The sequence below is a fragment of the Streptomyces sp. NPDC102274 genome, from assembly GCF_044766385.1.
Lineage (GTDB): Bacteria > Actinomycetota > Actinomycetes > Streptomycetales > Streptomycetaceae > Streptomyces.
This window is the reverse complement of sequence record NZ_JBIWLW010000001.1, coordinates 136,864-151,814: the sequence shown is the minus strand read 5'-3', so window position 1 is coordinate 151,814 and position 14,951 is coordinate 136,864. Positions and strand designations below refer to the sequence as shown.

Genomic DNA, 14,951 nt, shown 5'->3' with positions numbered 1-14,951 from the left:
GACCCCCGGCGCGGTTCCGCTGTCGGTCCCCGACAGTAGGGTGGACGGCATGGCCGACCCCTCCAGCTACCGCCCCAAGCCGGGACAGATCCCCGACTCGCCGGGGGTCTACAGGTTCCGCGACGACCACCGGCGGGTGATCTATGTCGGGAAGGCGAAAAGCCTGCGTCAGCGGCTCGCCAACTACTTCCAGGACCTCGCGGGTCTGCACCCGCGTACCCGCTCCATGGTCACCACCGCGGCGTCCGTCGAGTGGACCGTCGTCTCCACCGAGGTCGAGGCGCTCCAGTTGGAGTACTCCTGGATCAAGGAGTACGACCCCCGCTTCAACGTCAAGTACCGCGACGACAAGAGCTATCCGTTCCTCGCCGTCACGCTGAACGAGGAGTTCCCCCGGGTCCAGGTGATGCGCGGCGCCAAGAAGAAGGGCGTGCGCTACTTCGGCCCCTATGGCCACGCCTGGGCCATCCGCGAGACCGTCGACCTGATGCTCCGTGTCTTTCCCGTACGGACGTGCTCCGCCGGGGTGTTCAAGAACGCCGCGCGGACCGGCCGCCCCTGTCTCCTGGGCTACATCGGCAAGTGCTCGGCGCCCTGCGTCGGCCGGGTCACCCCCGAGGAACACCGCGAACTGGCCGAGGAATTCTGCGACTTCATGGCCGGCCGCACCGGCACGTACATCCGCCGTCTTGAGCAGCGGATGACGGACGCCGCCGAGGAGATGGAGTACGAGAAGGCGGCCCGGCTGCGCGACGACATAGGCGCGCTGCGCCGCGCGATGGAGAAGAACGCCGTCGTGCTCGCCGATGCCACGGACGCCGACCTCATCGCGGTGGCCGAGGACGAACTGGAGGCCGCCGTACAGATCTTCCATGTCCGCGGCGGCCGGGTCCGCGGTCAGCGTGGCTGGGTCACGGACAAGGTCGAGGCCGTGGAGACGGCGGGGCTCGTCGAGCACGCGCTCCAGCAGCTGTACGGGGAGGAGAGCGGAGACGCCGTCCCCAAGGAGGTGCTCGTCCCCGCCCTGCCGGAGGACGCGGAGGCCGTCGCCCAGTGGCTCGGCGAGCGCCGCGGGGCCCATGTCTCGCTGCGGATTCCGCAGCGCGGCGACAAGAAGGACCTGATGGCGACGGTCGGGCGCAATGCCCAGCAGTCACTGGTCCTGCACAAGACCAAGCGCGCCAGCGACCTCACCACCCGCTCCCGGGCCCTGGAGGAGATCGCGGAGGCCCTCGGTCTGGACAGCGCGCCGCTGCGAATCGAGTGCTTCGACATCTCGCATCTCCAGGGTGACGACGTCGTGGCGTCCATGGTGGTCTTCGAGGACGGCCTCGCCCGAAAGGGTGAATACCGCCGGTTCCAGATCAAGACCTTCGAGGGACAGGACGACGTCCGGTCGATGCACGAGGTCATCGGGCGGCGCTTCCGGCGCTACCTCCAGGAGAAGGAACGGACCGGGGAGTGGCCGGAGCAGCCCGAGCAGCCGGATCAGTCCGAGGCGTCCTCAGCCGAGTCCGAGGCGTCCTCAGCCGAACCCGAGGAGTCCGCAGCGGGGGCCGGCCCGCTGGAGCAGCTGGAGCGGCTGGAACAGCCCGGACGTGAGGACGACGGCCGCCCCAAGCGCTTCGCCTATCCGCCCCAGCTGGTGGTCGTCGACGGCGGACAGCCGCAGGTCGCGGCGGCCAAGCGGGCCCTGGACGAGCTGGGCATCGACGATGTCGCCGTCTGCGGTCTCGCCAAGCGCCTCGAAGAGGTCTGGCTGCCCGACGAGAGCGACCCGGTGGTCCTGCCCCGGTCGAGCGAGGGGCTCTATCTGCTCCAGCGCGTACGGGACGAGGCGCACCGCTTCGCCATCACGTACCAGCGGGCCAAGCGGGCCAAACGCGTCAGGTCCAGCCCGCTGGACGATGTGCCGGGCCTCGGTGAGTCCCGGAAACAGTCGCTGATCAAGCATTTCGGCTCGGTGAAGAAGCTGCGGCAGGCGACAATCGACCAGATCTGTGAGGTTCCGGGCGTGGGTCGCAAAACGGCCGAGTCCGTCGTCGTGGCCTTTGCCAAGGCGGCCCCGGTGGCGCCCGCCGTGAACACGGCAACAGGAGAGATCATGGAAGACGACGGGGGCAGTACGCATGACTGAGCACGACCGGGACGGAGCAGGGCACGTGAGTACGGGCACCACAAACGAGACGGGTGAGGCCGTCGACGCGGCCATCCCCGAACTGGTGATCATCTCCGGTATGTCGGGCGCGGGCCGCAGCACTGCGGCCAAGTGTCTGGAGGACCTCGGCTGGTTCGTCGTGGACAACCTGCCGCCCGCGCTGATCCCCACCATGGTGGAGCTCGGCGCCCGTTCGCAGGGCAATGTGGCGCGGATCGCGGTCGTGGTCGACGTACGGGGGCGGCGGTTCTTCGACAACCTCCGCGAGTCCCTCGCCGACCTCGACGCCAAGGAGGTGACCCGGCGGGTCGTCTTCCTGGAGTCCTCCGACGAGGCGCTGGTGCGCCGCTTCGAGTCCGTACGCCGCCCGCACCCGCTCCAGGGCGACGGCCGGATCGTGGACGGCATCGAGGCGGAGCGGGAGCTGCTGCGGGAGCTGCGCGGCGACGCGGATCTGGTGATCGACACCTCCAGCCTCAACGTCCACGAACTGCGCGCCAAGATGGACGCCCAGTTCGCCGGGGACGAGAAGCCGGAGCTGCGGGCCACCGTCATGTCGTTCGGCTACAAGTACGGCCTGCCGGTCGACGCCGACCTGGTGGTGGACTGCCGCTTCCTGCCCAATCCGCACTGGGTCCCCGAGCTGCGGCCCTTCACCGGGCTCAATGAGGAGGTGTCCGCGTATGTCTTCAACCAGCCGGGCGCCAAGGAGTTCCTCGACCGCTATACCGAGCTGCTCCAGCTCATCGCCGCGGGCTACCGCCGCGAGGGCAAGCGCTATGTGACCGTCGCCGTCGGCTGCACCGGCGGCAAGCACCGTTCCGTCGCCATGTCCGAGAAGCTCGGCGCGCGCCTCGCCTCCGAAGGCATCGAGACCGTCGTCGTCCACCGGGACATGGGGCGCGAGTGACCGGACGCACCTTCCGCATGCGCCGGTTGCGCAGGGGAGTCCCCGCGCTGTCGGCGCGGGGGCGCGGCGCCCAGCCCAAGGTCGTCGCACTCGGCGGTGGAATGGGCCTGTCCGCCTCCCTCGCGGCGCTCCGCCGGATCACCGGCGATCTCACCGCCGTCGTCACCGTCGCCGACGACGGCGGCTCCAGCGGTCGCCTCCGGGCGGAGCTGGGCGTCCTGCCGCCCGGCGATCTGCGCAAGGCCCTGGCGGCGCTCTGCGGCGACGACGACTGGGGCCAGACCTGGGCGCGGGTGATCCAGCACCGCTTCCAGTCGCAGGGCGACCTCCACGAGCACGCGGTGGGCAATCTGCTGATCGTCGCCCTCTGGGAGCAGCTGGGCGACCATGTGCAGGCCCTCGACCTGGTCGGCAAGCTCCTCGGGGCGCACGGCCGGGTGCTGCCCATGTCCGCCGTACCGCTGGAGCTCCAGGCGCTCGTACGGGGCCATGACCCGGCGCGCCCCGACCAGGTCGACACGGTGCGCGGCCAGGCCACCGTCGCGCTCACCCGCGGTGAGGTGCAGTCCGTCCATCTGGTGCCGCACGACCCGCCGGCCGTCCCCGAGGCGGTCGCCGCGGTGCTGGACGCCGACTGGGTGGTGCTCGGCCCCGGCTCCTGGTTCTCCTCGGTGATCCCGCATCTCCTGGTGCCCGAGCTGCACGACGCACTCGTCGAGACGAAGGCGCGCCGGGTCCTCTCGCTGAACCTCGCGCCGCAACCCGGCGAAACCGAAGGCTTCTCACCGCAGCGTCATTTGGAGGTTTTGGGGCGACACGCCCCTAAACTCGCCCTGGACGTGGTGCTGGCCGACCAGGCCGCCGTGCCCGACCGCGAGTCACTCTCCGATGCCGCCAAGCGGTTCGGTGCCGCGGTCGAGCTGGCGCCGGTGGCAGCGCCCGACAGTTCCCCGGTCCATGATCCGGAGCTGTTGGCAGCCGCGTACGACCGTATTTTTCGGATGCATGGAAGGATCGGCCCATGGCGATGACGCCAGCGGTGAAGGACGAGATCGCCCGCCTCCCCGTCACCCGGACGTGCTGCAGGAAGGCTGAGGTCTCGGCGATCCTCCGGTTCGCGGGCGGGCTGCACCTGGTGAGCGGCCGCATTGTGATCGAGGCGGAGCTGGACACCAGCATCGCCGCGCGCCGGCTCCGGAAGGACATCCTGGAGATCTTCGGGCACAACTCCGAGCTCGTCGTGATGGCCCCGGGCGGACTGCGCCGCGGCAGCCGTTACGTCGTACGGGTGATTACGGGCGGTGATCAGCTGGCCCGGCAGACCGGACTGGTCGACGGCCGGGGCCGCCCGATCCGCGGACTGCCCCCGCAGGTCGTCTCCGGTGCCACCTGTGACGCGGAGGCGGCGTGGCGCGGCGCGTTCCTGGCACACGGCTCGCTCACCGAGCCGGGCCGCTCCTCCTCGCTGGAGGTGACGTGCCCCGGCCCCGAGGCGGCCCTCGCGCTGGTCGGTGCCGCCCGCAGGCTCCAGATCGCCGCCAAGGCGCGTGAGGTGCGCGGGGTGGACCGGGTGGTCGTACGGGACGGCGACGCGATCGGCGCGCTGCTGACCCGGCTCGGCGCCCATGAGTCGGTGCTGGCCTGGGAGGAGCGGCGGATGCGCCGCGAGGTCCGCGCCACGGCCAACCGCCTCGCCAACTTCGACGACGCGAATCTGCGCCGCTCGGCGCGGGCCGCGGTCGCGGCGGGCGCCCGGGTGCAGCGCGCGCTGGAGATCCTCGGCGAGGAGGTGCCCGAGCATCTCGCCGCCGCGGGCCGGCTGCGGATGGAGCACAAGCAGGCGTCCCTGGAGGAGCTGGGCGCGCTCGCCGACCCGCCCCTCACCAAGGACGCGGTCGCGGGCCGGATCAGGCGGCTGCTGGCCATGGCCGACAAGCGGGCACAGGACCTCGGGATTCCGGGTACGGAGTCCAATCTGAGCGAGGATCTGGCCGACGGTCTCGTCGGCTGAGAGCCTGTCGGGAGGCCCTCGATCGGAGAGCGGACGCGGTCCGGAAGCGCACGTGCCAGACCGCGTGGCCGCCCGATCAGAGGTCACCCGACAGACTCTGAGTCCGCCCGCCGTCCCCAACTGCCCGCTGCCGGCGCCGAATAGGTGTCGGCAGCAGGCATTTTGCCGCCCCTTGGTGCACCCTTGACATGATCATGAAGCGTGGTGAGCCTGGCGTCTGTCCACGGACGTGACAGACAACAGCAAGGGGGGCACATGAGACGAAGAGCGGGATCGATCCTCGCGGCGGGCGCACTGCTGCTGGCGGGTATCACGGCGGCGCCGATCGCCCAGGCGCAGCCGGGATCCGCGCCGGGAGCCGAGGCGGCACCGGGCGCGGACGCCGTGAAGGTCTTCGACGCCGAGGTCACCAAGGAGCAGATACCGCTGCTTCTCGCGGCCGGCCAGGACGCCCATGAACTGACCGAGCGGGCTCCCGAGAAGGGGACGGCGAACGTCGAGCTGTTCCTCACCGACGCACAGGCGCGCGCCCTCGCGAAACAGGGGGTCGAGGCCACCGAACGGAAGGTCCCCGCGACGGCTGACGCCCGGCTGCGGGCGGCGGGGGACGGGGTGTTCCGCCCGTACAGCGGCGCGGGCAACCTCCAGGAGGAGATCGTCGAGACGGGACAGGCCAACCCCGGGATCGCCAAGGTCGTCTCCATCGGCAAGTCCCTCAACGGCCAGGACATCCTGGCCCTCAAGCTCAGCAAGGGGGCCCGGAAGACCAAGGACGGGGCCAAGCCCTCCGTGCTGTACATGTCCAACCAGCACGCCAGGGAGTGGATCACTCCCGAGATGACACGCCGGTTGATGCACCACTACATCGACAATTACGGCAAGGACCAGCGGATCACCAAGATCGTCGACTCCACCGAACTGTGGTTCGTCCTCTCCGCCAACCCCGACGGCTACGACTACACCCACAGCTCCGACAGCTCCCGACTGTGGCGCAAGAACCTCCGGGACGTGGACGGCGACGGAAAGATCGCCCCCGGCGACGGGGTCGACCTCAACCGCAACTTCTCCTACAAGTGGGGCTACGACGACGAGGGCTCGTCGCCCCTGCCCGCCAACGAGACCTACCGCGGCGCGGGTCCCGGCTCCGAGCCCGAGACCCAGGCGATCGACCGCTTCCAGAAGCGCATCGGCTTCGACTACGGCATCAACTACCACTCCGCCGCCGAACTGCTCCTCTACGGCGTGGGCTGGCAGGTCGCCACCCCGACGCCCGACGACGTGCTCTACAAGGCGCTCGCCGGCACCCCCGAGAACCCCGCGGTCCCCGGCTACTACCCGCAGGTCTCCTCCGAGCTGTACACCACCAACGGCGAGGCCGACGGGCACGCGGCGAACGTCAACGGAACGATGATGTTCACCCCGGAGATGACCACCTGCCAGACCGCGTCCGCCCTCGACCCGGACGACGCCTGGGAGGCCAGGGACTGCCGGTCCGGCTTCAACTTCCCCGACGACGAGAAGCTGATCCAGGACGAGTTCGCCAAGAACGTCCCGTTCGCGCTCTCCGTCGCCGAGACCGCCGCCCACCCCGACCAGCCCTCCTCCTCGGTCGGCCTGACCGCCCCCGACTTCACCCCCGACCCGTTCACCACCTCGTACGCGCGCGGCGCCGACCAGGAGGTCTCCGTCACCGCCCGCAGATCGGTCCGTGACAAGGAGCTCAACTACCGCGTCAACGGCGGCCGTACGCACGACGAGGACCTCAAGACCTGGAAGGGCGGCGAGACCTACGGGGGCGAGGACAACCTCCACTTCGACGAGTACCGCGCCGAGATCGAGGACGCTCGTCCGGGTGACACCGTCGAGGTCTGGTTCACCGGACGGACCAGGAGCGGAAAGTCCACCTCCAGCGAGCACTTCAGCTACACCGTGGCCGAACGCCCCCGCGCCGACACGCTCGTTGTCGCCGAGGAGGGGGCGCCCGCGCAGCAGCTCCGCGCCTACACCGACGCCCTGCGCGCCAACGGCCGTACCCCTGCCGTCTGGGATGTCGCCACCCAGGGCGCACCGCACCCGCTGGGCGTCCTCAGCCACTTCTCCACCGCGGTCCACTACACCGGCGCGGCCGCGCCGGGCGGCGACGCGCAACTGGCCCTGCGCGCCTTCCTCAACGAGGGCGGCAAGCTGATCGAGGCAGGACGGCTCGCGGGCGGCAACGCCCAGGTCGGACGGACCGTGACCAACGACTTCAGCCAGTACTACCTGGGCGCGTACGGACGGACGTCCACGCCCGGCGCCACCGGCTTCGCCGGTACGGGAGCGCTCGCGGGCGCTGCCGGTCCGCTCGCCGGGCTGCCCGGCAACCCGCTGAACCCCGCGGGCTCCTACACCGTCACCTCCGACGTCCTCGACCCGAAGGAGTTCCCGCAGTTCAAGAGCGCCGCGTCGGGCTCGTACACGGGGGTCGCGAACCCGTACGCCCCGTACGCCGGCCAGTGGATGGCGGCCGCCCTCCACCAGGACAGCGAGTGGAGCCGGCTCACGCGCACCGTCGACCTCACCGGTGTCACCGCCGCCGACAAGCCGGCCCTCCGCTTCGCGCTCAACTGGAACACGGAGCAGGGGTACGACCACGCCGCCCTGGAGGCCCGCACCGCCGGGGCCGAGGACTGGACCACCCTTCCCGAGGCCGGCGGCGCGACCAGGGCGGCCGTCCCCACCGAGTGCGAGGCGGGGTTCTACCTCGAAGGCCATCCCTTCCTCGGTCACTATCTGACCCTCGGCGCGGACGGCTGCGCCGCGACCGGAACCAGCGGCTCCTGGAACAGCTTCACCGGCAACTCGAACGGCTGGCGGCAGGTCTCCTTCGACCTGAGCGCCTACGCGGGCAAGAAGGCCGAGATCTCGCTCAGCTACATCACCGACCCCGGCAGCGGCGGACTCGGGCTCTTCGCGGACGACGCGAGGCTCGTCGTGGGCGGGGCGGACCGCGAGTCCGAGGGCTTCGAGACCTCCCTCGGCGGCTGGACCACGCCCGGGGCGCCGGCCGGGAGCCCCGTCGTGGAGGGGGACTGGACGCGCTCCCAGGAACTGTTCGCCTCCTACGCGTCGGTCACTACGCGTAACACCGTGCTGTTCGGATTCGGCCTGGAGCATGTGCCGGACGCCGGGGACCGCGCGGCGCTGCTCGGCAAGGCGCTGCGCGCGCTGCGGCGCTGACCCACTGGGCACCGGGTCCGCGGCGGCTCGTTCACCCGAACCGACGGGTACGGGCCGCCGCGGGACCGCGGGGCCACTCGATGTCACCACGCGGCCCGTGGAGAGGTAGGGTCATGAGCGGTCGGGGACATCCCATACAACTCGCCGGCGTCGAAACCCGGCGTACCAACGAGGAGATCGGTTCGTGACGATCCGCGTAGGCATCAACGGCTTTGGCCGCATCGGTCGTAACTACTTCCGCGCGCTGCTGGAGCAGGGTGCAGACATCGAGATCGTGGCTGTCAACGACCTGGGTGACACTGCGACCACGGCGCATCTGCTGAAGTACGACACCATCCTGGGCCGCCTCAAGGCCGAGGTGACCCACACCGCCGACACGATCACGGTCGACGGCCACACCATCAAGGTGCTCTCGGAGCGCAACCCGGCCGACATCCCCTGGGGTGAGCTGGGCGTCGACATCGTCATCGAGTCGACCGGCATCTTCACGAAGAAGGCCGACGCCGCGAAGCACATCGCGGGTGGTGCCAAGAAGGTCCTCATCTCGGCTCCGGCCAAGGACGAGGACATCACCATCGTGATGGGCGTCAACCAGGACAAGTACGACGCGGCCAACCATCACGTCATCTCGAACGCCTCCTGCACCACCAACTGTGTGGCGCCGATGGCCAAGGTTCTCCTGGAGAACTTCGGCATCGTCAAGGGCATGATGACGACGGTCCACGCGTACACCAACGACCAGCGCATCCTGGACTTCCCGCACAAGGACCTGCGCCGTGCGCGAGCCGCCGCGGAGAACATCATTCCGACCACCACCGGTGCCGCCAAGGCCACCGCGCTGGTGATCCCGGAGCTGGCGGGCAAGCTCGACGGCATCGCGATGCGCGTCCCGGTCCCGACGGGCTCCGTCACCGACCTGGTCATCGAGCTGGAGCGAGAGGTGACCAAGGACGAGGTCAACACCGCGTTCCAGAAGGCCGCCGAGGGCCAGCTCAAGGGCATCCTGGACTACACCGAGGACCAGATCGTCTCCTCGGACATCGTCAACTGGCCGGCCTCCTGCACGTTCGACTCCTCCCTGACCATGGTCCAGGGCAAGAACGTGAAGGTCATCGGCTGGTACGACAACGAGTGGGGCTACTCCAACCGTCTGGTCGACCTGACCGTCTTCGTCGGCGACCAGCTCTGATTCAGGGCCGCCGAGTTCAGGGCCGGTAGGCATCTCGGTATGAGCGACAGGGTTCGGCCGGCGCACTAGTGCCGCGACCGGCAAGGTTTGCCCGTCGAGGAGCGGTGGCCGGTGCGTGTGATCGCAAGGCGGCCGGAAGTCCTGGTAGCGGAGCTACCTGGGCTTTTGGCCAACGTCGCGAGCGCGCGTGCCGGCCGCCGCGACGGGGCAAACGTTGCCGGGAGGGGCACAAGCGGCGCTGTTCGAGCCCTGTTTGCCTGTCCAGACATCTCAAGGAGTCCCGCAGCAGATGAAGACGATCGACGAACTTCTCGCCGAAGGGGTCGCCGGAAAGCGGGTATTCGTCCGCGCCGACCTCAATGTGCCGCTCGCCGGCACCACCATTACCGACGACGGCCGTATCCGGGCCGTACAGCCGACGGTCGCCAGGCTTGCCGAGGCGGGCGCCCGGGTGATCGTCGCCTCCCATCTGGGCCGTCCCAAGGGCGCCCCGGACCCCGCCTTCTCGCTCGCCCCCGCCGCCGCGCGCCTCGGTGAACTCCTGGGCGCCGACGTGGCGTTCGCGACCGACACGGTCGGCGAGTCCGCCCAGGCCGTGGTCGCGGCCCTCGCCGACGGCCAGGTCGCCGTCCTGGAGAACCTCCGCTTCAACCCGGGCGAGACCTCCAAGGACGACGCCGAGCGCGGCGCCTTCGCCGACCAGCTCGCCGAGCTGGCCGATCTCTATGTGGGCGACGGCTTCGGGGCCGTGCACCGCAAGCACGCCTCCGTCTACGACCTGCCGGCCCGCCTGCCGCACGCCGCGGGCTATCTGATCGCCACCGAGGTCGGTGTCCTCAAGAAGCTCACCGACGACGTCAAGCGGCCCTACGCCGTGGTCCTCGGCGGCGCCAAGGTCTCCGACAAGCTCGGGGTCATCGACCATCTCCTGGAGAAGGCCGACCGCATCCTGATCGGCGGCGGCATGCTCTTCACCTTCTTGAAGGCGCAGGGCCACGAGACCGGCTCCTCGCTGCTCCAGGAGGACCAGATCCCGGCGGTCCAGGACTATCTGAGGCGGGCCGACGAGCGCGGGGTGGAGTTCGTGCTCCCCGTGGACGTCCTGGTCGCGCCGGAGTTCCCGGACCTCGGGACCAAGGCTCCGGCGCACCCCACGACAGTGGCCGCGGACGCCATTCCGGCCGGACAGATGGGCCTGGACATCGGCCCCGAGACCGGCCGTCTGTACGCCTCGAAGCTCGCCGACGCGGAGACCGTGTTCTGGAACGGTCCCATGGGCGTCTTCGAGCACCCTGACTACGCCGAGGGCACCAAGGCCGTCGCCCAGGCGCTCGTCGACTCCCCGGGCTTCTCCGTCGTCGGCGGTGGCGACTCCGCCGCCGCCGTCCGGATCCTGGGATTCGACGAGAAGGCATTCGGCCATATCTCGACCGGTGGCGGCGCGAGCCTCGAATATCTTGAGGGCAAGACGCTCCCCGGCCTTGCGGCACTGGAGGACTGACCCCCGTATGACTGCTTCATCCGAAAAGGACGGCCGTACCCCGCTGATGGCGGGCAACTGGAAGATGAACCTCAACCACCTTGAGGCCATCGCCCACGTCCAGAAGCTCGCCTTCGCGCTGGCCGACAAGGACTACGACGCCGTCGAGGTCGCCGTCCTGGCGCCCTTCACCGACCTGCGGTCCGTGCAGACCCTGGTGGACGGCGACAAGCTCAAGATCAAGTACGGCGCCCAGGACATCTCGACGCACGACTCCGGTGCGTACACCGGCGAGATCTCGGGCCCGATGCTGTCGAAGCTGAAGTGCACCTACGTCGCCGTGGGCCACTCCGAGCGACGGCAGTACCACGCCGAGACGGACGAGATCTGCAACGCCAAGGTGAAGGCCGCGTTCAAGCACGGTCTGACCCCGATCCTCTGTATCGGCGAGGGCCTGGACATCCGCAAGGCGGGTCAGCAGGTCGAGTACACCCTGAACCAGCTCGACGGCGGGCTCAAGGACGTACCGGCCGACCAGGCCGAGTCCGTCGTGATCGCGTACGAGCCGGTGTGGGCCATCGGCACCGGCGAGGTCGCCACCCCGCAGGACGCCCAGGAGGTCTGCGGGGCGATCCGCGGCCGGCTGGCCGAGCTGTACTCGCAGGAGCTGGCCGACAAGGTCCGGATCCAGTACGGCGGCTCGGTGAAGTCCGGGAATGTGGCCGCGATCATGGCGCAGCCCGATGTGGACGGCGCCCTGGTGGGCGGCGCGGCGCTGGACGCCGACGAGTTCGTCAAGATCGTACGCTTCCGCGACCAGTGAGTATGCGGTAGCACGGATCCGTCGTACCCTGGCGGGGGCCGAGAGGACGCCGTCCGTGTGCGTGTGGCGCGACCACGCGTATCGGAGGCGGCCGGTCGGTCCCCGTCGTTCGTTTCGTGCTGTTCGTTCTGTGTCGTTCGTTCTCAGTCGTTCGTTTTCAGTCCTGTCGGTCCTGTCAGTCCGAGGAAGTTGGTCCAGCCGTGGTTATGGGGTTCTCGATCGCCCTCATCGTCTTCAGTCTGCTGATGATGCTGCTGGTGCTGATGCACAAGGGGAAGGGCGGCGGCCTCTCCGACATGTTCGGTGGCGGAATGCAGTCGTCCGTCGGTGGTTCCTCCGTCGCGGAGCGTAACCTCGACCGCATCACCGTGGTTGTCGGTCTGCTGTGGTTCGCGTGCATTGTCGTTCTCGGTCTGGTGCTGAAGCTGGACAGCTGACCGTACGCACGGTACGGCGGCGCGGGCGCGGCTTATCATGGGTTCCGCGCCCGGCGGCAGGGGGTAACTCCCTTCACTGGACGCGCGTTGGGCCTTACGTAGACTGGGGCGCCCGGCAGCGGAGCTGCCTCTCGATGCTTTGCGGCACCATCACGCAGGGAGTTACGACCGTGGCAAGTGGCAACGCGATCCGGGGAAGCCGGGTCGGAGCGGGGCCGATGGGTGAGGCCGAGCGTGGCGAGTCCGCGCCCCGCCTGCGCATCTCCTTCTGGTGCTCGAACGGGCACGAGACGGTGCCGAGCTTCGCCAGTGACGCGCAGGTTCCGGAGACGTGGGACTGCCCGCGCTGCGGATTCCCGGCCGGTCAGGACCGGGACAATCCGCCGGACCCGCCGCGCACCGAGCCGTACAAGACACACCTCGCCTATGTACGGGAACGGCGCAGCGACGCGGACGGCGAAGCGATCCTCGCCGAAGCGCTCGCCAAACTGCGCGGCGAGATCTAGTGCCCCTCCCGGTAACGTCTGCCCCGTCACGGGTCCAGCACGCGCGCTCGCGGCGTTGGCCATAAGCCCAGGTAGCTCCGCTACCAGGACTTCCGGCCGCCTTGCGATCACAGGCACCGGCCGCCGCTCCTTGACGGGCAGACATTGCCGGTCGCGGCACTGGACAGCTTTTCCGGCCGGACACCAGACAGGTGTCCGGCCGAACCGTTTTTGCCCCCCTTTCCCCCCCTTTGCCTGCCTTTCGGGGCGCTGGGCGTCGCGGCCGCGTTGTCAGTGGCACCGCCTACGGTCTGAATCAGTGGACCGGAAGGGGAAGTTGTGACGGCGATCGAGGCTGTGGACGTACGGACGCCCGCATGGCGTGGGGGGGTCGGCCGACTCTGGTCGGCCGCGGTCGTCTCCCGGTTCGGCGCGGCGGCGGCCGGCCGGGGGCTCAACACACCCGCCCTGCCGGCGGCCGGGCTGTTCGTGCTCGGCGCCGCGTCGCTGGGCCCGCTGATCAATTAGGTTGGACGGGCAACAGGGCATGCACGCAGGCACGAGAAGAAGTGGGCTGATGTCCGAGATGAACGCGGAAAGCCGTACCAGGCTGCCCCGGACGCCCGAGTGGGACGCACTGGGCAAGCACCGGGAGCAGCTGGGGCAGACGCATCTGCGGGGGCTGTTCGCCGCCGACCCGGCGCGCGGCGCCGGCTACACCCTCCAGGTGGGCGATCTCTACCTGGACTACTCCAAGCACCTGGTGACCGACGAGACGCTGGCGCTGCTGCGCGAGCTGGCCGCGGCCACCGGGGTCGCCGAGCTGCGGGACGCGATGTTCCGTGGCGAGAAGATCAACACCACCGAGGACCGCGCCGTGCTGCACACGGCGCTGCGCGCCCCGCGTGACGCCGTCATCGAGGTCGACGGCGAGAATGTCGTACCGGCGGTGCACGCCGTGCTCGACAGGATGGGCGCCTTCTCCGACAGGATCAGGTCCGGCGAGTGGACGGGCCACACCGGCCGGCCCATCAAGAACGTCGTCAACATCGGTATCGGCGGCTCCGACCTCGGGCCCGCGATGGCGTACGAGGTCCTCCGGTCCTTCACCGACCGCGCGCTGACGGTGCGGTTCGTCTCCAATGTCGACGGCGCCGATCTGCACGAGGCCGTACGGGACCTCGACCCGGCCGAGACGCTGTTCATCATCGCGTCGAAGACCTTCACCACCATCGAGACCATCACCAACGCCACCTCCGCGCGCGACTGGCTGCTCAGTGGGCTCGGGGCCGGACAGGAAGCCGTCGCCAAGCACTTCGTGGCGCTCTCCACGAACAGCGCGAAGGTCTCCGAGTTCGGTATCGACACGGCCAACATGTTCGAGTTCTGGGACTGGGTGGGCGGGCGCTACTCGTACGACTCGGCCATCGGGCTCTCGCTGATGATCGCGATCGGCCCCGACCGGTTCCGCGAGATGCTCGACGGCTTCCACCTCGTCGACGAGCACTTCCGCACCGCCGCCCCGGAGGCCAACGCGCCGTTGCTGCTCGGGTTGCTGGGCGTCTGGTACGGGGCGTTCTTCGACGCCCAGTCGCACGCGGTCCTGCCGTACAGCCACTATCTGTCGAAGTTCACCGCCTACCTCCAGCAGCTGGACATGGAGTCCAACGGCAAGTCGGTGGACCGGGACGGCAATCCGGTCGACTGGCAGACCGGGCCCGTCGTCTGGGGCACGCCGGGCACCAACGGGCAGCACGCGTACTACCAGTTGATCCACCAGGGCACCAAGGTCATTCCGGCCGACTTCATCGGTTTCGCCCGGCCGGTCGCGGATCTGGCACCCGGGCTGGTCGCGCAGCATGATCTGCTCATGGCCAACTTCTTCGCCCAGACCCAGGCGCTCGCCTTCGGCAAGACGCCCGAGGAGGTACGGGCCGAGGGGGTGCCCGAGAAGCTGGTGCCGCACAAGACGTTCCGCGGCAACCACCCGACGACCACCATCCTCGCCGAGGCGCTCACCCCGTCCGTCCTGGGTCAGCTGGTCGCGCTCTACGAGCACAAGGTGTTCGTCCAGGGAGCCATCTGGAACATTGACTCCTTCGACCAGTGGGGCGTCGAGCTGGGCAAGGTCCTCGCCAAGAAGATCGAGCCCGTCCTCACCGGTGACGAGCCGGGCGAGGGGCTGGACTCCTCGACCTCCACGCTGGTCGAGGCGTACCGCTCGCTGCGGGGACGCTGA

At 69.5% G+C, this 14,951-nt stretch carries 12 protein-coding genes; all 12 read left to right on the top strand.

Going from position 1 to position 14,951, the window contains the following annotated elements; translation table 11 throughout:
- Positions 1–49 precede the first annotated feature (49 nt).
- On the top strand, positions 50–2,137 hold the full coding sequence (gene uvrC, locus ACIRQP_RS00720; protein ID WP_403881249.1) for an excinuclease ABC subunit UvrC: 2,088 nt from the start codon (positions 50–52) through the stop codon (positions 2,135–2,137).
- Positions 2,130–3,068 (top strand): RNase adapter RapZ, encoded by a 939-nt coding sequence (rapZ, locus tag ACIRQP_RS00715; protein ID WP_403881246.1) that lies wholly within the window; start codon positions 2,130–2,132, stop codon positions 3,066–3,068. Before uvrC ends, rapZ begins: the two co-directional genes overlap by 8 nt.
- Positions 3,065–4,099, top strand: a complete 1,035-nt coding sequence (gene yvcK / locus ACIRQP_RS00710; protein WP_403881243.1) for a uridine diphosphate-N-acetylglucosamine-binding protein YvcK — start codon at positions 3,065–3,067, stop codon at positions 4,097–4,099. Before rapZ ends, yvcK begins: the two co-directional genes overlap by 4 nt.
- The gene (gene whiA / locus ACIRQP_RS00705; protein ID WP_030353658.1) at positions 4,090–5,079 is read left to right on the top strand and encodes a DNA-binding protein WhiA; all 990 of its coding nucleotides are present in this window, start codon (positions 4,090–4,092) and stop codon (positions 5,077–5,079) included. Before yvcK ends, whiA begins: the two co-directional genes overlap by 10 nt.
- 255 nt (positions 5,080–5,334) lie before the next feature.
- Entirely contained in the window at positions 5,335–8,298 is a 2,964-nt protein-coding gene (locus ACIRQP_RS00700; RefSeq protein ID WP_403881240.1) for a M14 family zinc carboxypeptidase, read from the top strand.
- A 184-nt stretch (positions 8,299–8,482) separates the two neighbouring features.
- Complete coding sequence (gene gap / locus ACIRQP_RS00695) at positions 8,483–9,487, top strand: type I glyceraldehyde-3-phosphate dehydrogenase (protein ID WP_403881233.1); 1,005 nt, start codon at positions 8,483–8,485, stop codon at positions 9,485–9,487.
- 289 nt (positions 9,488–9,776) lie between these two features.
- Positions 9,777–10,988 carry a phosphoglycerate kinase gene (locus tag ACIRQP_RS00690; RefSeq protein ID WP_403881230.1) on the top strand — a complete coding sequence of 404 codons (1,212 nt, stop codon included), beginning with the start codon at positions 9,777–9,779 and terminating at the stop codon, positions 10,986–10,988.
- A 7-nt stretch (positions 10,989–10,995) separates the two neighbouring features.
- Positions 10,996–11,790: a triose-phosphate isomerase gene (gene tpiA / locus ACIRQP_RS00685; protein WP_403881227.1), complete on the top strand. Its 795-nt coding sequence runs from the start codon at positions 10,996–10,998 to the stop codon at positions 11,788–11,790.
- A gap of 206 nt (positions 11,791–11,996) precedes the next feature.
- Complete coding sequence (secG, locus tag ACIRQP_RS00680; protein WP_365742844.1) at positions 11,997–12,227, top strand: preprotein translocase subunit SecG; 231 nt, start codon at positions 11,997–11,999, stop codon at positions 12,225–12,227.
- 170 nt (positions 12,228–12,397) lie between these two features.
- Positions 12,398–12,733, top strand: a complete 336-nt coding sequence (locus ACIRQP_RS00675; protein WP_078615979.1) for an RNA polymerase-binding protein RbpA — start codon at positions 12,398–12,400, stop codon at positions 12,731–12,733.
- A 318-nt stretch (positions 12,734–13,051) separates the two neighbouring features.
- Positions 13,052–13,240 (top strand): hypothetical protein, encoded by a 189-nt coding sequence (locus tag ACIRQP_RS00670; RefSeq protein ID WP_403882153.1) that lies wholly within the window; start codon positions 13,052–13,054, stop codon positions 13,238–13,240.
- A 58-nt stretch (positions 13,241–13,298) separates the two neighbouring features.
- On the top strand, positions 13,299–14,951 hold the full coding sequence (gene pgi, locus ACIRQP_RS00665) for a glucose-6-phosphate isomerase (RefSeq protein WP_403882079.1): 1,653 nt from the start codon (positions 13,299–13,301) through the stop codon (positions 14,949–14,951).

What these genes read in the sequence shown, in the direction of transcription:
- uvrC (WP_403881249.1), top strand. Translation starts at nt 50, where the DNA reads ATGGCCGACCCCTCCAGCTACCGCCCCAAGCCGGGACAGATCCCCGAC.
- rapZ (WP_403881246.1), top strand. Translation starts at nt 2,130, where the DNA reads ATGACTGAGCACGACCGGGACGGAGCAGGGCACGTGAGTACGGGCACC.
- whiA (WP_030353658.1), top strand. Translation starts at nt 4,090, where the DNA reads ATGGCGATGACGCCAGCGGTGAAGGACGAGATCGCCCGCCTCCCCGTC.
- ACIRQP_RS00700 (WP_403881240.1), top strand. Translation starts at nt 5,335, where the DNA reads ATGAGACGAAGAGCGGGATCGATCCTCGCGGCGGGCGCACTGCTGCTG.
- ACIRQP_RS00690 (WP_403881230.1), top strand. Translation starts at nt 9,777, where the DNA reads ATGAAGACGATCGACGAACTTCTCGCCGAAGGGGTCGCCGGAAAGCGG.
- tpiA (WP_403881227.1), top strand. Translation starts at nt 10,996, where the DNA reads ATGACTGCTTCATCCGAAAAGGACGGCCGTACCCCGCTGATGGCGGGC.
- secG (WP_365742844.1), top strand. Translation starts at nt 11,997, where the DNA reads ATGGGGTTCTCGATCGCCCTCATCGTCTTCAGTCTGCTGATGATGCTG.
- pgi (WP_403882079.1), top strand. Translation starts at nt 13,299, where the DNA reads ATGAACGCGGAAAGCCGTACCAGGCTGCCCCGGACGCCCGAGTGGGAC.